The organism is Agrobacterium sp., from assembly GCF_032092815.1.
Taxonomy (GTDB): domain Bacteria; phylum Pseudomonadota; class Alphaproteobacteria; order Rhizobiales; family Rhizobiaceae; genus Agrobacterium.
In genome coordinates, this window is record NZ_DAMDBP010000022.1 from 54993 (window position 1) to 71835 (window position 16843).

The window sequence follows — 16843 nt, forward strand, 5'->3', positions numbered from 1 at the left end:
ATGGAAAACAGTGATGATGGCCTGCGGCTGGTGTTGCGGATTGATTTTCCGCCCGGCAACCGGCTCGGCCACGGCAAGATCCGTCTGATGGAACTGATTGCCGAAACTGGCTCAATTTCTGCGGCAGGCCGCGCCATGGACATGTCTTACCGACGTGCCTGGCTTCTGGTCGATGCTTTGAACAACATGTTCGATTTACCAGTTGTCGAATCGCAGCGCGGTGGCAAGCAGGGCGGCGGTGCTGCCCTGACCGAGTTTGGCACGAGCCTGCTGCACACCTACCGGACCATGCAGAAAAAGCTGGATCAGGCGGTGAAATCCGAGGTGGACTGGCTCGAGAAAAACCGACGCCAGTAACGCCGCCCTTACCCCTCAGTAAGGGTCAAGTGCTGCCGATTTGACAATGGCAAAAACCGACTTGCCGCGATCAAGGTCGAGGCGCTGTCTCGACAGGGCGGTGATGCGCGACAGGATAGTATCTCCACCGCAATTGACGCTGACCGTTACCATGCCATCGACAACATCAGAGATGCTTTCGATTGTGCCTTTGAGAATGTTGAGTGCGCTGAGGCCTGTGGGGTTTTCCGTTGCCAGCATCACGTCACGCGCCGGAATGTGCACACGCACAGTCTTGCCAATCTCGCCTGCTTTGGCGGGAATGGTCAGGCTTTCCTGTTTGAGGCGAACGGTCAGCAATCCGTAGTTTTCGTCCGACGCTTCAATCTTTCCAGACAGGATACTGCCCATTTCGCGTCGTTCGAGCTGGCTGGAAAACGCCGATTGCCCGAGAACCTCTTCGGCGGGACCTGCACTTTCGACCTTGCCGTCCTTCATGACAATCACCTTGTCAGCAAGGCGTGCGACTTCGGCCACTGAGTGGCTGACATAAACGATCGGCAGGCGCATTTCATCGCGCAGCAGTTCGAGATAGGGCAGGATTTCAAGCTTGCGTGCCTCATCAAGGGCAGCAAGCGGCTCATCCATCAACAACATGCGCGGCGAGGACAATAGGGCCCTGCCAATGGCGACACGCTGTTTTTCTCCACCAGACAATTTGTCGGGGTGACGCGCAAGCAACGCGCCGATACCCAGCATTTCAATGATGTGGCCATCGTTGGTCTGCCGGTTGGCCTTTGGGGTGAACCAGCGACCGTAATCGAGATTTTGCTGCACGGTCATGTGCGGAAAAAGCCGCGCCTCCTGAAAGACATAACCAAAGCGGCGTTTGTAACCCGGCACAAAAAGGCGTCGGTCGGAATCGGCCAGTGTCGTATCGTCAAGAACGACCTTCCCGCTGTCGGGTTTCGTCAAACCGGCGATGATGCGGATCATCGAGGTTTTGCCCGAGCCGGAACGGCCGAAAAGTGCAGTCACGCCACGTTCGGACACAAAGGATGCGTTGAGATGAAAGGACTGGAAACGGTGATTGATGCTGACGGTAAGGGTCATTCTGCGTTTACCCTCTGTCCGACAAAACGGGCCATGAATTCAGAGGCAAGCAGCGCCAACATGGAAATGACGACGGCAACGATCGTCAAGCGCAGGGCACCAAGGTCACCGCCGGGAACCTGCGTAAAGGTGTAGATGGCGGCCGAGAGTGTCTGTGTTTCACCAGGAATATTCGAAACGAATGTAATGGTGGCGCCAAATTCACCCATGGCCTTGGCAAAGGCCAAAATCATGCCAGCGATAATGCCGGGCAATGTCAGTGGTAATGTAACGGTGAGGAACACCCATAACGGGCTTGCGCCCAGGGTTCCGGCCGCCTCTTCCAGCTTTCGATCGACGGATTCGATCGAAAGGCGAATGGAGCGGACCATTAGTGGAAAACCCATGATGCCGCAGGCAAGCGCAGCACCCGTCCAGCGGAAGGAAAACACGATGCCGAAATATTCATCGAGATAGGAACCAAAGAAACCGCGTCGGCCAAACAGCACCAGCAGGATGAAACCGGTGACAACAGGCGGCAGGATCAACGGAAGGTGAACGATACCGTTCAGCAGGGATTTACCCCAGAAACGGCCCCGCGCCAGCGCAAGTGCAGTCACGATACCAAAAGGCAAGCTGACCAGCATCGCAATGGTGGAAACCCATAAGCTGAGGCGAATTGCGATCCATTCGTCAGGGCCAAGTGTCAGCCAGTCCAATGCAGGTTTCCTTGTGTTCTCGCCAGCGAACGCCCCGGCAATGACCGGGGCGCGCATGTCTATCCATCCGAATGGATGAGGATTATTTCAGAACAGTAAAGCCCTGCTTTTCGAAGTAAGGCGTGGCTTTGTCGGACTTGAGGTATTCGAGGTAGGCTTCGGCCGCCGGTGTTTTTGAGGAAGACAATACTGCAACCGGATAGATGATGGCCGGGTGCGAATCTTCCGGGAAAGTACCGACGATCTTTACGCCAGGATCGGCAGCAGCGTCGGTCTGGTAAACGATGCCGTAAGGCGCTTCACCGCGCGATACCAGAAGGAGAGCTGCACGAACGCTTTCTGCCCCGGCAACCTTGGGTTCAACGGACGACCAGATGCCAAGCTTTTCTAGCGCAGCCTTGCCGTATTTGCCGGCCGGAACGGAATCAACAGCACCCATGGCAAGACGACCATCGCCGAGCAGAGTTGCCAGATCGAAACCTTCCTTGATTTCAACGTCCTTGGCCTTGTCGGCTGGAGCGACGAGAACGATGCGGTTGCCAAGCAGGTTGGAGCGCGTGTCTTCCTTGATCAGTTTCTTTTCAGCGACATAGTCCATCCACGCCAAGTCGGCAGAGATGAAGATATCAGCCGGAGCGCCAGCTTCGATCTGCTTTGCCAGTGCGGAGCTGGCTGCAGGAAACGACGGTTTTGTTCTTGGTTTCCTTGGCCCATTCGGCGTTGATCGCGTCCAGCGCGTTCTTCATGCTGGCGGCAGCAAAAACCGTTACTTTTTCTTCGGCAGCAGCGGTGCCGGACAGCATGGCGGTGGACAGGAAAATGGCTGCAACGGAGGCCGCGATTGTTCTGAACATGTGGCGTCTGAGAAGTTTCATGGCGGTTCCTTTTGGTCAGCCGATATGTTTGTTTGTATATGACGGCTTGGCTTAACCGAGAATGGATGTATTTTCAAGGATACATCGACCCGTGCACGTGGTTGCTGCATCCTTTGGTTTCACGAAAGAGATACCCAAATAAAAACCGGACCTTGGTGATGTGAAGCACCATAAGTCCGGTTGTGTTGGCTGTCGTTCGGCAAGGATACGTTTGAAAGGGGGTTAGAAACGCGCACCTGCAATATGGGCAATCTGCGCGCCTGCCTCATAATAGATTTCTTTTGCCGTACGCAACTTTTGCTCTTTGGCTTCGGTCAGCGGTAGAGGCATGTTGTCTTCGCTGATTTCGCCACTGACATGGCTGGCAATGGTTTTGCCAAAGATGGTGCCTGGAGCAATGCCGCGGCCATTATAACCTGAAAAACCGACAACATTCGGTGCGAATTTGTGAAAACGCGGCAGCGCGTTATCGGTCATACCGATCTTGCCATACCACTCGGCATCAAATTCTATTCTGCCGATTTGTGGAAACAGTTTCTGCAACGAGCGGATGGCCCATGCCCTGTGCACGGCAAGCCCGGTATTGCGCAGCGCCCCGACACTGCCAAAGACCAGCCGCCCTGCCTTGTCCAGCCGGAAGGAGGATAGAATTTCTCTCGTGTCCCAGCATCCCTCCTTACCCGGCAGAATGGTCTTTAGGACGTCTGTGCTCAAAGGTTTCGTCGCAAAATTGAAATAGGGCAGATAGACCTGTTCCTTGCGTACGATCTCCCAGGGGCCGGTGCTATAGGCCTCGGATGCCACAACAATCCATTGTGCCGTGACCGAACCCCTGGCGGTTTTGACGATCCAGTTACCGGCTTGCCGTTCGGTCGATAAAACAGGGCTTTCTGTAAAAAGTTTTACGCCAGCACTTTGTGCGGCCTTCGCAAGGCCCCGGGCATAGGCAAGTGGTTGCAACGTCCCGGCCCGGCCGTCATGCAGTGAACCGGCATAGGCCTCTGTCCCGACACGTTTGGCGGTTTCAGCCGCGTCGAGTATTTTGACCGGTGCACCGCGTGCGCTCCACTGGCGGCAACGTTCCTCGATCTCTTCAAGTCCCGCCTTGCCGACCGCGCAGTGCAGCGTGCCGTTGGTTTGCAATTCGCAGTCGATGGCGTGTTTTTGGATAAGCTCGCGTACCAAAAGCGGTGCGCCACCCAGCAAATCCAACAGACGTTCGCCATAAACAGGGCCAAGTACCGTTGGCAGTTCCTTGGGCATGGTCCACATGCCACCGTTGATCAGGCCAACATTTCTGCCTGCGCCTCCGAAACCGATTTGTCTGGCTTCCAGAAGGGCAATCTTGGTTCCGCGTTCGGCCAGATGCAGTGCCGCCGACAGGCCCGTATATCCACCACCAACGATCACCACGTCAGTGGTAATGTTACCGTCGAGAGCGGTTGCTTCTGGGGGTGGGGGAGCCGTCATTTCCCACAGGCCGTGGGAGCGGGGATCGTTGTACATGTTCGCCATCCGGAGTCGTGGTTTTCCCGTTGACCGGGATTGATTACAACCGAGCTTAGCGAGTGTGGTGGCGGTTGGATATCGACATATCGTCAACAGATCATTCCTTGAAGGAATAATGCTGTTGCCACAGATGTGATGTGAACCGGCTGATGGCTAAAGGGGCAAAACCGGCTATGGGCTTGCAACACGGCTTGGCCTCGGCCAATAGTGTTAAAAAAGAGGTATGTGACCTCTTTCGTGAACGCATGTCAGGGTATGAACCAATGAAACCAATCTTCGTTCAATTGCAATGCACGCCGGGCAAGACCTATGAGGTCGCGGATGCAATCTACAAAACGGAGCTGGTGTCCGAACTTTACTCGACCAGTGGCGAATATGATCTGTTGCTGAAAATCTATCTTCAGGAAGATCAGGACACGGGCAAGTTCATCAACGACAACATCGTTTGCATTCCGGGCATCGTCCGGTCTTTGACGACACTGACCTTTACGGCATTCTAAGCTTTAAGGTTTGAAACTGGACCGGCTTATTATGGCTCGTATCGAGTGGCTGGTTCCGTTGGGTGGATCGCGTCAAGTGTCGCGGTTGAGCTAGACTTGATATCTCATCCGTTTTGTCCGGATGACTGAAATGTAAAAAGCGCGGAGCGGTTTTTTAAAAACCGGACTTCGCGCTTTCATTTATCACAAGATGTCGTTCAGCTATAATTGATCGCATGCAACCTGCGGCGTGATGGTTCACGCGACAGCAGCGATTTTGCGATTGTGAACGAGATTGCGGATGGCCAGCTTCACATCGTCTGGCGTATCGAACCGCTGTTCATCGAGATCGTGAACGTGGAACTTTACCGCAATGAACTTGAAACGATCATTGTCCGGAATGACGATGCCGACTGGTTCGCCAGCGAATTCTATAACTTGCTTTTGCATATGCCTACTCCCGCTACAGCTCGATTGCTGTGGCTTTGTCGAATGAATTTTGAAATGAATTGAACGGTGTTCAGGTCACATTCGACAGAAGCAGGAGCACGAAATTGTGCGCTCGTGTTTAAGTGCAATACGACCAAGGGTGGCGGCATTGAATGTTAGTTTAAACATGTCACTCTCCTTGTTCGCGAGTTGCACTAAAACTGGAGTCTATACTCCAACGAGATGCTTCGTAGCCGAAATCTATATCAAAATCAACGTAAATCATTATGGGCAGAATATTTTTCTTTATGATGACAGTTTTCGGGCGGAAATGTGAAATTTTGTTTTCAAAACAGTTTTCATCCCTCCTCCCCAGGGTGGCACCAAGCAGCTCAACTGAGAACATCCGCATTCAAACGTTGGCCACACGCATTGGTTCCGACGGATGGTGAAAAAATAACCTCAGCCGGTTCAGAGACATGTGATCATGATCAATCTTTGAGAAAAAGATTATGCAGGCGGGTATTGGTGGCTGTTGCCGTTAAAATCGGACACAGAATAACAGCCATCCCCCGATGAATGGATCATCGAGCCGCCGATAGGCGCTTTGCCGTAACCGCCAGGAATATCGAGAATATAGGTCGGCTGGCACAGACCTGAGATATTGCCACGCAACTGCGCGACGATTGTCTGCCCCTCTTCGATGCTGAGGCGGAAATGTGATGTGCCGGGCGCCAAATCAGGATGATGCAGGTAATAGGGCTTGATCCGCGTTTCCACAAAACCCTTCATCAATCGACCAAGAATGACTGCGTCATCATTCACGCCCTTCAGCAGAACGGTCTGGCTGATCATGACGATACCGGCATCAACCAACCTGCTGCAGGCGTTGCGTGCGTCCTTCGTCAGTTCATCGGGGTGGTTGGCGTGCAGGGCGACATAGGTTGTCTTGCCACTGGCGCGCAGTGCCTCGATCAGGCTGTCGTCAATACGCTGTGGCTCTACCACCGGAACCCTTGTGTGGAAGCGAACGATTTTGACATGGTCGATCGACTTCAGCGCTTGCATGATTTCGCTTAGGCGGCGTGGTGAAAGCACCAGCGGATCGCCACCGGTCAGGATAACCTCCCAGATACCAGGATTGTTGCCGATATAGGCAAAGGCTCCATCCAGTTCGTCACGGGTCAGCGTTCCGTTTCCTTCCGGTCCCACCATTTCGCGGCGGAAACAGAAGCGGCAATAGACCGGGCAGATGTGCACGGCCTTCAGCAGAACACGGTCAGGATAACGGTGCACGATGCCCGGAACGGGGCTGTGCGCCTCATCGCCAATCGGATCTTCCCGCTCGGTATTGTTGCTGGTGAGTTCAGCCAGATCCGGCACGAACTGCCGTGTGATCGGGCCGTCTCCACCTTCCTTTTGGATCAGGGCGGCAATATCTGGGGTAACGGCCACCGCGTAGCGCTCGCCAACCGGGGTCAGTCGATCCGACGCTTGATCGTCGATCAACCCAGCCTCGTTCAAGGCCTTCACCGATTTGAGGCTACGCGTGATTGCTGTCATCGCCCATAATCCGCAACGGGTGCCCACATAACCAGATCGATGCGTGGCGCACCGGTCGCCAGCATCACCAGACGATCGAAACCAAGCGCGATGCCGCTGGCGGCGGGCATCAATTCCAGCGCCGCCAAAAGGTCTTCGTCCAGCGGATAGGTTTCACCATAGACGCGCTGTTTCTCCACCATTTCCATTTCGAAGCGGTGACGCTGTTCCTTGCTATCAGTCAGTTCGCCAAAAGCATTGGCGAGTTCAACACCACAGGCATAGAGCTCGAACCGCTCCGATACCCGACCATCCTTGGCTGTTTTGCGGGCAAGCGCTGCCTCGCTGGAAGGGTATTCGTCAAGAATGGTCGCCCTGCCAAAGCCCAGTTCCGGCTCGATCCGTTCGACGATAACCCGGCTGAACAGGTCGGCCCATGTATCGTCGTGGGACGTCCGGATACCGACGTTGGTCAGTGCAGCTTTCAGGTGATCGCGGTCTGTCTCGCCGTTTTTGGCAATGCTTGCCAGAAGGTCGATGCCGGCATAACGCCCGAATGCCTCGGCAACACTGATCCTTTCGGGCTCCAGGAATGGATCAACGCTGCGGCCATTGTAACTGAAATGTTTGGTCTTGGTCGTCTCGGCCGCAAGCGCGAGAATATCCGCGCAATCCGTCATCAGCCGTTCGTAGCTGGTATCGGCCCTGTACCATTCCAGCATGGTGAATTCCGGGTGGTGCAGCGGTCCACGTTCCCTGTTTCTATAGACATGTGCGAAACAGGAAATGCGCTGTTCGCCAGCAGCCAATAGCTTCTTGCAGGCAAATTCCGGAGATGTGTGCAGGTAAAGCGGGAAATACTCGCCCGCCGTTGTTATGCCCTGCGTTGCAAAAGCATGCAGATGAGCCTCGTTGCCCGGTGACACCTGCAGTGAAGGCGTATCGACCTCCAGGAAGTCATGCTTGGCGAAATAAGCGCGCAGATTTGCCTGTATGGCATTGCGCCCCAGAAGAAACGGCCGGCGGTCTGCATGCACATCCGGCGTCCACCACGGGGAAGATGTCTTGGCTGACGGGTTCATGAGTGGCTTTCTTTTGGGTCGATACAGTTGCAGGCTGGCTATTTGCGTGAATTTAAGGTACTTGCGCCCGGAAAACAGATCAAACGTCCACCGGCAGGCGCAGCCGCGCTGTCCTTTACGACGCATTTTACTGAGTTACAAGGAAGTCATATGGTCAAGGTTATCGCCTCATCTGTCCGTAAGGGTAATGTTCTCGAAGTTGAGGGCAAGCTTTACGTCGTTCTCACCGCACAGAACTTTCATCCTGGTAAGGGTACACCGGTTACGCAGGTCGACATGCGCCGCATCGTCGATGGCGTGAAGGTTTCCGAGCGCTGGCGCACGACCGAGCAGGTTGAGCGCGCATTCGTTGAAGACCTGAACTTCCAGTACCTCTATGAAGATGGCGAAGGCTTCCACTTCATGAACCCTGAAAACTACGACCAGGTTGTCGTCGACGTTGAGACCATGGGTGACCAGAAGGCCTACCTGCAGGAAGGCATGACCTGCGTTCTTTCGATCTACGAAGGTAACCCGCTGGCTCTCGAACTGCCACGCCACGTTACGCTTGAAATCGTTGAGACCGAGCCGGTCGTCAAGGGTCAGACTGCTTCCTCGTCCTACAAGCCTGCGATCCTGTCCAACGGTATCCGTACGATGGTACCGCCGCATGTTGACGCTGGTGTTCGCGTTGTTATCGCAACGGAAGACAATTCTTACGTGGAACGCGCCAAGAACTGATCAGCCTTCAAAGGCTGTATCCATAGAACCTCCGGTTTCGACCGGAGGTTTTTTTATGCTCTGATCACGAAAAAGCCCGCGACATCTTTTCAGACGTCGCGGGCTTTTTTGAAATGCGCTGACGGGCAGCTTACATGGCTGGCTTGGCTGGTGTTGCGCCAATGGCGTAACCGCCACCGATGGCAACGCTGAGCGCCACATAGTCCTGTGCCGTCTGCTGAACAGCCTGCGCAAGGCTGGCCTGTGCAGAGGAAACCGAGCGCTGTGCATCCAGAACGTCGAGCAGCGATGATGCGCCGTCACGGTAGCTGGCTGTCGAGAGCGACAGTGCTTCATTGTAGGAATTGACGGTTGCACGCAGGGCACTGGCCGTGCGCTGGTCACGGTTGATGGCTGCAAGCGCGTTTTCAACTTCTTCAACCGCAGTCAGGACAGTCTGCTTCCAGACCAGGTACTGTTCGCGTGCAGAGGAGTTCGCAATATCGACATTGGCGCGCAGGCGGCCACCGTCGAGAATTGGCAGAACCAGCGAAGGACCGAAGGACCAGGAGTTGGACGAGCCACGGCTGCCACCGCTGATGCGCGAGTAGCTTGGTGTGATCGTGCCACCCAGTTCGATGCTTGGGTAGAGCTGTGCTTCGGCAACGCCGATCTGGGCAACAGCAGCGGCCAGCGAACGTTCTGCTGCACGCACGTCAGGACGGTTGCGGATCAGGTCAGCCGGAATACCGGTCTTTGGAATGGAGCGGGCAACAGGCTGGCGCGCGCCGCGCTGCAGTTCCACAACCAGGCTCGATGCCGGCATGCCCAACAGTGTGGCAACACGGTGTGCTGCACGACGGAAGTTTGTTTCGAGACCCGGAATTTCCGCGAGTGTCGAGTTTACCAGACCTTCGGATTGAACGACGTCAAGACGAGATGCTGCGCCGGCTTCGAGCTGGAGCTTGGTCAGGTCAAGTGTTTCGCGGCGCGAAGACAGGTTCTGGCGGGCAATGGCCAGACGCTCCTGATAATAACGCGCGTCTATGTAAGCCGAAACGAGCGAAGACAACAGCGACAGCTTTGCGACATCGGCGCTGGCATAAGCCGCGTCAAGGTTGGCGTTGGCGCTTTCCTTGGCACGGCGGTACTGACCGAACAGGTCCAGCAGCCAGGAAATGTTCAGCGAGCCGGCAGATGAGTTGGTCACGTTCGAATCGGCTGTCGGCAAGCTGCCCTTGCGGCCGCTCGTCGTGTGCTGACCCTGGGTGGTGAGGCTTGGCAGAGCGCCAGCACCAGCAACCACTACGCTGGCTTCAGCCTGGTTGATACGCTCCAGTGCCTGAAGCACGCTCAGGTTCTGCGCCAGACCGGTCGTAACGTATCCATTAAGACGGCTGTCGTTAAAAGCATTCCACCAGGCAACTGTCGAAACATCACCATTGCTTGTCTTGCCGCCCTCGGCAAATTTGGCAGGCAACTGAATTTCTGGTGCCTTGTGGTCTGGTCCTACAACGCAGCCGGAAAGCAGCAGCAGGGCCAGTGGAATGGAAGTCCGAATGGATAGCATCATAATACCCTAAGTGTTTCGAGATCTCACCGCTGCCCCGAATACCGGCCCCGATCAGCATTTATGGTGAATCGTAGCATAAGGTTTGCTACGATTCGTATATTTTTTAACAATCAGAGAAGTGCAGGCACAACGTTTTTTCTGTCAGTGTGACCGTTTTGATATCTTTCTGATGATTACGAAGAAGGACGGAACGAAGAAAACACCCAAAACCGTCGCTGCAAGCATGCCGCCAAGCACGCCGATACCGATGGCGTTCTGTGCGGCGGAACCGGCTCCCGTTGCGATTGCAAGGGGGACCACGCCGAGAATGAAGGCCAGCGATGTCATGATGATGGGGCGCAGACGCAAGCGCGCCGCTTCCAGCGTGGCATCGAGAAGACTTAATCCATGCTCCATTCGTTCCTTGGCAAATTCCACGATCAGGATCGCGTTCTTTGCCGCCAGACCGATCGTCGTCAGCAGGCCAACCTTGAAGTACACGTCATTCGACTGGCCAAAGAAGTGGGCTGCTGCCAGAGCACCAAGCACACCAACCGGCACGGCCATGATGACCGAGAACGGGATCGACCAGCTTTCATAAAGAGCTGCAAGGCAGAGGAAGACGATCAGAACGGACAATGCATAGAGGGCAGGGGCCTGAGAACCGGACAGGCGTTCCTGATAGGAAATGCCCTGCCAGGCAACGGTGTAACCACCGTTCAGGCTTGCCGTCAGCCGTTCCATTTCATCCATGGCGACACCCGACGCGATGCCCGGTCCGGCGGTACCTTCCAGAGAAATGGCACCGGTACCGTTAAAGCGTGCAAGTGTCGGTGCACCGCTCACCCAGGATACTTCCGAGAAGGATGAGAAGGGAACCATTTCACCGCTGCTATTGCGGGCGTACCAGAATTTCAGGTCGTCCGGCTGCATACGGTATTGTGCATCACCCTGAACATAAACAGGCTTCAGTTCGCCATTCAGCGTGAAGTCGTTGACGTCGCGACCCGCAAAGATGGTGGAGAGCATCAGGTTGACCGAGGCAAGATCGACACCCATGGCGCCCATCTTTTCCTGATCCAGATTGATCTTCATCTGCGATTCATTATCGCGGCTGTTGCTGCGCAGAGAGCTGACGTTCGGGTTGGTTGATGTGAGCTGGATCAGCTCCTTGGAAGCTGCCGTTAGGGCATCATTGCCGTTACGGCCGCTGTCAACCAGATACATGGAGAAGCCGCTCGACGTACCCATGCCCTGAATTGCCGGTGGTAGCAGCGGGAAGACCTGGGCATCACGGAATGTGAAGAAGGTTCCCATGGCACGCTGAACGATAGCTGCTGCATGCTGCTCAGGTTTGCTGCGAAGCGAGAAGTCCTTCAGCTTGGTGAAGACCATCGCGTTGTTCTGGCCCGAACCGGTGAAGCTGAAACCGAGAACGCCGAAGACGGAATCAACGTTGTCCGCTTCCTTTTCACGGAAATAGGTCTCAACCTGTTTTACGACTTCATTGGTACGCTCAATGGTCGAACCTGTTGGCAGCTGGACGATCGTCAGCAGAACGCCTTGGTCTTCCTGCGGCAGGAACGAGCTTGGCAGCTTGGTGAAGAACCATGCGCAACCACCAACCACGATGGCAAACATCACCATGACGCGCAGCGGTCGCTTCAAGAGATAGCCGATGCTCGAGACATAACCGTCCGTGGTTTTGCCGAAGCCACGGTTGAACCATGCGCCGGGGCCACGCTGTTTTTTATGGTGGTCGATCGGTTTCAGGATCGTGGCGCAGAGCGCCGGTGTCAGCACGATGGCCACAACGGCAGACAGAAGCATGGCCGAAACGATGGTGATCGAGAACTGGCGGTAGATGATACCTGTCGAGCCACCGAAGAACGCCATCGGAATGAACACTGCTGTCAGAACCAGAGCGATACCGATGATCGCGCCTGTGATTTCACCCATCGACTTTTCGGTCGCCTCGAGAGGCGGAAGCCCCTCGTCGGACATGATACGTTCGACGTTTTCAACCACGACGATGGCGTCGTCGACCAGGAGGCCGATGGCTAGCACCATGGCGAACATGGTCAGCGTATTGATCGAATATCCCGCCAAGGCAAGGATGCCGAATGTACCCAGCAACACCACCGGGACGGCGATCATTGGAATGATCGTTGCTCGCAAATTCTGAAGGAAGATCAATAGAACCACGAAAACGAGGATGATCGCTTCGATCAGGGTGTGAACAACCTTCTCGATGGAAAGCTGAACGAATGGCGTCGTGTCATAGGGATATTCAATGACGACGCCTTCTGGCAGACCTTCTGATGCGACTTCAAGTGCTGCCTTCACGCGGGCTGCGGTATCAAGAGCGTTGGCGCCGGTTGCAAGGTTAACCGCAAAACCGGAAGAAGGGCGGCTGTTGGAGCGGGAATCGCCACCATAGCTTTCTTCACCGATTTCAATGCGGGCAACATCGCTCAAACGAACGGTCGCACCGTCTTTTTCGACCTTGAGAATAACCGATTCAAAGTCTGCAACTGTGGTCAGCTGGCTCTGCGCCGTGATGGTGACGTTCAACTGCTGGCCCTGTACAGCCGGCAGTGCACCAAGCGAACCAACCGAAACCTGCGTGTTCTGGCTCTGAATAGCTGTTGTCACGTCGCTGGTCGTCAACTGGTATTTGTTGAGCTTGAACGGGTCGAGCCAGACGCGCATGGCGTAACCGGAACCGAAAATGTTGATGCTGCCAACGCCTTCAAGACGCTTGATCTGGTCTTCGATGCGGGTCGAGAAAATGTCGCCCAGATCAACTGATGTACGTTTGCCATCGGTCGAAATCAGCGCGCCGACCATCAAGATGCTCGAGGTAGAACGGCTGACTTCGATACCAGCCGTCTGCACGACGTCAGGCAGCTGCGTCTGGACGAGCTGCAATTTGTTCTGCACCTGAACCTGGGCAATATCCGGCATGATGCTGTTGCCGAAGGTCAGGGTAACAGACGCGCTACCGGTTGATGACGACGATGTCATGTAAGTGAGGTCATCAAGACCGGTCATGCCGTCTTCGATAACTGTCGTCACCGATTTTTGCACGGTTTCAGCGCTCGCGCCATTATAGCTGGCGCTGATGCGAACGGTTGTCGGAGCGATGTCTGGGTATTGCGAGATCGAAAGTGTGTTGATGGCCAGCAAGCCGCCAAGCATAATCACAATCGCTATCACCCAAGCAAAGATTGGGCGCCGGATAAAGAAGTGGGCCATATGTGTTTCTGCGCCTTCGTTGTTACGGTCGTCGGGCGATTGTCATGATTATCAGTTTGCAGGAGCGGCTGCGGCCGGCGCAGCGGCTGGTTGGGGAACAACCAGCCCCTTTTCGTCGATGGTGACTTCAACAGGAGCAACGGGTGCGCCGTCACCAATCCACTGGAAGCCATCAACGATCAGCTTGTCGCCATCCTTCACACCAGATGTAACCAGCCAGGAATTGCCGGACTGGCTGCTTTCAGGGAATGTACGGGTTTCAACCTTACCTTCGGCGCTGACGAATTTTGCTGTCAATTCACCGCTAGGGTTTCTGTCAGCGGCGCGCTGCGGAATAAGGAAGCCCTTTTCGTTGCCGATGGTCAGTTCGGCGCGGACATACATGCCCGGCAGAATGAGATCGTCTGGATTGTCGAACTGCGCACGGATATAATAGGTGCCGGTTGTTTCGCTGACCGCCATATCCGACATATCGACCTTACCGGCGTGAGGATATTTTGTGCCGTTTTCCAGTGTCAGGTGCAGATCAGCCTCGCCGCTGTTCGGTCCCTTGGAGCCGGCCGCCACAGCCGTACGAAGACGCAGCAGGTTGGTGCTCGATTCGATCAGGTCGATGTAGATCGGGTCGATACGACGCAGGGTCGTCAGCGCCGCGGACTGGTTTGCAGTCACAACGTTACCGATGCTGAAGCTGGTCGAAGTGGTGATGCCGTTGAAAGGCGCGCGGATCTTCGTCAGGTTGAGATTGATTTCGGCAGCCTGAAGAGCGGCCTTGGCCTGTGCAACATCTGCTTCGGCCTGAAGCAATGTCACCTTGGCATTTTCATATTCAATCTGCGTTGCACCGCTGTTTACCAGACGCTCGTAACGGGCAAGGTTTGCCTGTGCGCTTGGAACGCTGGCCTCTGCCTTGGCAAGGCTGGCACGTGCCTGCGCGACTTCGGCAACATAGGTGTCATCTTCAATCTGGTAGAGCAGGTCACCCTGCTGCACTTCGCTACCTTCCTTGAAGGTGATTTCGCGGATGATGCCGGTGACACGCGGTCTGATTTCGGCGGTCTGGAAGGCGCTGGCGCGGCCTGGCAGAACCGTGGTCAAGGGCTGTTCGGACTCTTTCATGACAACAACACTGACTGGAGACGGCGGACGTTCAGGCGATTGCGCCTGTGCGGTCTGCTTCTCATCGCTGCAACCTGCAACCACGCCAGCCACGCACAGGGCGGCAAGAACCGGAAGGATACGTCTTGTCATTCGTGTTTCCCACATAAGAGCCAACTCTGCGGATAAAGAGAGGTTTTCTGGTGATCCGCAAGCCGAAGCTGATTTCAAGCAATTATCAATAATGAACCAAAAACATCCGGCTTATTGAATACAATGAGCCGGATGATTGATTTTCGTCAGTTGTTACCAAGTGACGTAAAATTAAAAGCGTCACTTTGCAAGTGTATTTCGCAACGCAGCATCCATCATGTTGACGAGTTTCGTGCAGCGTGTGGCTAAAATATCCGACTGCTCACCTGCGATGAGTACAGGATGGATAACGCTGATAAGCGCATGATTGATGGTGTCGGCGGTCTCTTCGATGTCATCGGCGTGATAAATCCCGAGATCTACGCCTGATTCGACGATTTTGCCGACGTGATCATTGAGCACTTTTAAATACTGCTCACCACAATCCAGCTCCTGCTTGGCCATCATCACAATCATCTCGAACAGATAAGGTGTTTCTTCCAGTGTCACGACATGTTTGCGCATGAGTGACAATGCCATCTGATGCAGCCGCTCATAGGGCGGCAGGCTGGTGTCCATGGCATCGAGATCATTTTGCAACGAGGTGATTTGCCTGAGGACGATGGCATCGACCAGCGCGACCTTGGAGTGAAAATGCTTGAACACATTGGCCGGCGACATCGACATCTCAGCGGCAATGTCGGCAATCGTCACGGTCGAGAAGCCGCGCATACTGAACAGCTTCTCGGCCGTGGCCAGAATTTCACTGCGGGTTTCCTCTGCAGGCCGCCGCAACCGCTTCCGGGGAAGCGCGGTTTTTGCTGTATTGCTGACGGCTTTCATAGATGCAGATGAGTTTACCACTATCAGGCTCCGGTAAAATAGGGCTCCAGATTCTTGCGAACACGCTCCAGAGGCGTGTTTTCACTGTTATCAGGAACGAATGTTTTTCCCGTTATTTGCTCATATGCTTTTATATACACATCGGAGGTGTCTTTGACGAGCTTTTCCGGAATTTCCGGAATGTCGTCCTTATAAGGGTCGCAACGCTCGACAACCCAGGCTCTGACGAAGTCCTTGTCGAAGCTTGCCGGGCGTGTGCCGTTCTCAAAGCTTTCATTATAAGAATCGGCCAGCCAGTAACGGCTGCTGTCTGGTGTATGGATTTCGTCGGCAAGAATAATGTTTCCGTCTGCGTCCGTGCCGAACTCATATTTGGTGTCGACCAGGATCAGACCGTGTTTTGCGGCGATTTCCTGACCGCGCTTGAACAATGCCAGTGCGTATTGTGACAATGTTGCCCACTGTTCAGCCGTCAGAAGCTTTTTTTCAACGATTTCATTTGGGGTCAGCGGCTCATCATGACCACCATCAAACGCCTTGCTGGTTGGCGTGATGATCGGTTCAGGCAGTTTCTGGTTGTCGCGAAGGCCGTCCGGCAGGGTGATGCCGTACATCTGGCGCTCGCCCTTCTTATAAAGGGTGAGGATCGATGTACCTGTCGTGCCGGCCAGATATCCTCTGACAACGATCTCGACGGGAAGAATGTCGAGACGTTTTCCGATCACCACATTGGGGTCCGGATAGCTGATGACATGGTTGGGGCATATGTCAGCCGTTTGCTCAAACCAGTAGCGCGCAGTCTGGGTCAATACCTGCCCCTTATAAGGAATGCAGGTCAGGATGCGATCGAAGGCGCTGATGCGGTCGGTTGAGATGATGATGCGGGAGCCGTCCGGCAAGTCGTAATTCTCGCGTACCTTTCCGCGATAGTAGTTGGGAAGTTCGGGAATGACGGCTTCTTCTAGTATGCGCACGGCTGCTCCAATCGTTGTTTCAAACGGGCCTGTCGGTGGCCTCAGTCGAATAGTACTGGCAATTCCTATGGCATTTTTCAAACGACAGGACCAGCGTGTGCTTTTAAGGTGCGAAAAAGGGCCCCAGAAAGTGAAAACGGGAAATTATCATTACAAATCATATGGTTGTATGATTTTATTATAAATATGAAAAAGGCCTGTTGACTTGTTTGGGATGATGGATT

14 protein-coding genes and 1 pseudogene are annotated in these 16843 nt (G+C 54.6%); 3 read left to right on the forward strand and 12 right to left on the reverse strand.

What is annotated here, in order from left to right:
- Nucleotides 1–357 (forward strand): winged helix-turn-helix domain-containing protein, encoded by a 357-nt coding sequence (locus RT613_RS14375; RefSeq protein WP_313616346.1) that lies wholly within the window; start codon nt 1–3, stop codon nt 355–357.
- 15 nt (nt 358–372) lie between these two features.
- Here the strand turns inward: RT613_RS14375 and modC are convergent, their stop codons facing one another.
- The 4 genes and pseudogenes from modC to RT613_RS14395 all read right to left on the reverse strand — a co-directional run bounded on the left by modC (nt 373) and on the right by RT613_RS14395 (nt 4528).
- Nucleotides 373–1449 (reverse strand): molybdenum ABC transporter ATP-binding protein, encoded by a 1077-nt coding sequence (gene modC, locus RT613_RS14380; protein WP_313616347.1) that lies wholly within the window; start codon nt 1447–1449, stop codon nt 373–375.
- Nucleotides 1446–2204: a molybdate ABC transporter permease subunit gene (gene modB / locus RT613_RS14385; protein ID WP_313616348.1), complete on the reverse strand. Its 759-nt coding sequence runs from the start codon at nt 2202–2204 to the stop codon at nt 1446–1448. The genes modC and modB overlap by 4 nt, the downstream gene beginning before the upstream one ends.
- Before the next feature lie 25 nt (nt 2205–2229).
- A pseudogene (gene modA, locus RT613_RS14390) lies at nt 2230–3001 on the reverse strand (molybdate ABC transporter substrate-binding protein).
- A 243-nt stretch (nt 3002–3244) separates the two neighbouring features.
- The gene (locus tag RT613_RS14395) at nt 3245–4528 is read right to left on the reverse strand and encodes an FAD-binding oxidoreductase (RefSeq protein ID WP_313616350.1); all 1284 of its coding nucleotides are present in this window, start codon (nt 4526–4528) and stop codon (nt 3245–3247) included.
- A gap of 266 nt (nt 4529–4794) precedes the next feature.
- Here RT613_RS14395 and RT613_RS14400 point away from each other — a divergent pair, with 266 nt between their 5' ends.
- Nucleotides 4795–5031, forward strand: coding sequence for an Lrp/AsnC ligand binding domain-containing protein (locus tag RT613_RS14400; RefSeq protein WP_313616352.1), 237 nt, complete (start codon nt 4795–4797; stop codon nt 5029–5031).
- A 237-nt stretch (nt 5032–5268) separates the two neighbouring features.
- Here the strand turns inward: RT613_RS14400 and RT613_RS14405 are convergent, their stop codons facing one another.
- The 3 genes from RT613_RS14405 to epmA form a co-directional block, all read right to left on the reverse strand.
- Nucleotides 5269–5460, reverse strand: coding sequence for a hypothetical protein (locus RT613_RS14405; RefSeq protein ID WP_313616354.1), 192 nt, complete (start codon nt 5458–5460; stop codon nt 5269–5271).
- A 489-nt stretch (nt 5461–5949) separates the two neighbouring features.
- Entirely contained in the window at nt 5950–7002 is a 1053-nt protein-coding gene (locus RT613_RS14410) for a lysine-2,3-aminomutase-like protein (protein ID WP_313616356.1), read from the reverse strand.
- On the reverse strand, nt 6999–8063 hold the full coding sequence (gene epmA / locus RT613_RS14415) for an EF-P lysine aminoacylase EpmA (protein WP_313616358.1): 1065 nt from the start codon (nt 8061–8063) through the stop codon (nt 6999–7001). Before epmA ends, RT613_RS14410 begins: the two co-directional genes overlap by 4 nt.
- Nucleotides 8064–8213: 150 nt before the next feature.
- Here epmA and efp point away from each other — a divergent pair, with 150 nt between their 5' ends.
- Nucleotides 8214–8783: an elongation factor P gene (efp, locus tag RT613_RS14420; protein ID WP_192490341.1), complete on the forward strand. Its 570-nt coding sequence runs from the start codon at nt 8214–8216 to the stop codon at nt 8781–8783.
- A 130-nt stretch (nt 8784–8913) separates the two neighbouring features.
- On the opposite strand, the gene RT613_RS14425 is transcribed toward efp, so the two are convergent.
- From RT613_RS14425 to RT613_RS14445, 5 genes are all read right to left on the reverse strand, one after another.
- Nucleotides 8914–10332: an efflux transporter outer membrane subunit gene (locus RT613_RS14425; RefSeq protein ID WP_313616360.1), complete on the reverse strand. Its 1419-nt coding sequence runs from the start codon at nt 10330–10332 to the stop codon at nt 8914–8916.
- 144 nt (nt 10333–10476) lie between these two features.
- Nucleotides 10477–13572 (reverse strand): efflux RND transporter permease subunit, encoded by a 3096-nt coding sequence (locus tag RT613_RS14430; protein WP_313616361.1) that lies wholly within the window; start codon nt 13570–13572, stop codon nt 10477–10479.
- A 51-nt stretch (nt 13573–13623) separates the two neighbouring features.
- Nucleotides 13624–14823, reverse strand: a complete 1200-nt coding sequence (locus tag RT613_RS14435) for an efflux RND transporter periplasmic adaptor subunit (RefSeq protein ID WP_313616363.1) — start codon at nt 14821–14823, stop codon at nt 13624–13626.
- Nucleotides 14824–15003: 180 nt separating this feature from the next.
- Complete coding sequence (locus RT613_RS14440; protein WP_313616364.1) at nt 15004–15645, reverse strand: TetR/AcrR family transcriptional regulator; 642 nt, start codon at nt 15643–15645, stop codon at nt 15004–15006.
- A 23-nt stretch (nt 15646–15668) separates the two neighbouring features.
- Nucleotides 15669–16619 (reverse strand): phosphoribosylaminoimidazolesuccinocarboxamide synthase, encoded by a 951-nt coding sequence (locus RT613_RS14445; RefSeq protein ID WP_313616365.1) that lies wholly within the window; start codon nt 16617–16619, stop codon nt 15669–15671.
- Nucleotides 16620–16843 lie beyond the last annotated feature (224 nt).

Excerpts from the sequence above, each read along its gene's own strand:
- RT613_RS14400 (WP_313616352.1), top strand. The coding sequence starts at position 4,795 with ATGAAACCAATCTTCGTTCAATTGCAATGCACGCCGGGCAAGACCTAT.
- RT613_RS14410 (WP_313616356.1), bottom strand. The coding sequence starts at position 7,002 with ATGACAGCAATCACGCGTAGCCTCAAATCGGTGAAGGCCTTGAACGAG.
- RT613_RS14440 (WP_313616364.1), bottom strand. The coding sequence starts at position 15,645 with ATGAAAGCCGTCAGCAATACAGCAAAAACCGCGCTTCCCCGGAAGCGG.
- RT613_RS14405 (WP_313616354.1), bottom strand. The coding sequence starts at position 5,460 with ATGCAAAAGCAAGTTATAGAATTCGCTGGCGAACCAGTCGGCATCGTC.
- efp (WP_192490341.1), top strand. The coding sequence starts at position 8,214 with ATGGTCAAGGTTATCGCCTCATCTGTCCGTAAGGGTAATGTTCTCGAA.
- RT613_RS14395 (WP_313616350.1), bottom strand. The coding sequence starts at position 4,528 with ATGTACAACGATCCCCGCTCCCACGGCCTGTGGGAAATGACGGCTCCC.
- RT613_RS14435 (WP_313616363.1), bottom strand. The coding sequence starts at position 14,823 with ATGACAAGACGTATCCTTCCGGTTCTTGCCGCCCTGTGCGTGGCTGGC.
- epmA (WP_313616358.1), bottom strand. The coding sequence starts at position 8,063 with ATGAACCCGTCAGCCAAGACATCTTCCCCGTGGTGGACGCCGGATGTG.
- modB (WP_313616348.1), bottom strand. The coding sequence starts at position 2,204 with ATGCGCGCCCCGGTCATTGCCGGGGCGTTCGCTGGCGAGAACACAAGG.
- RT613_RS14425 (WP_313616360.1), bottom strand. The coding sequence starts at position 10,332 with ATGCTATCCATTCGGACTTCCATTCCACTGGCCCTGCTGCTGCTTTCC.
- RT613_RS14375 (WP_313616346.1), top strand. The coding sequence starts at position 1 with ATGGAAAACAGTGATGATGGCCTGCGGCTGGTGTTGCGGATTGATTTT.
- RT613_RS14430 (WP_313616361.1), bottom strand. The coding sequence starts at position 13,572 with ATGGCCCACTTCTTTATCCGGCGCCCAATCTTTGCTTGGGTGATAGCG.
- modC (WP_313616347.1), bottom strand. The coding sequence starts at position 1,449 with ATGACCCTTACCGTCAGCATCAATCACCGTTTCCAGTCCTTTCATCTC.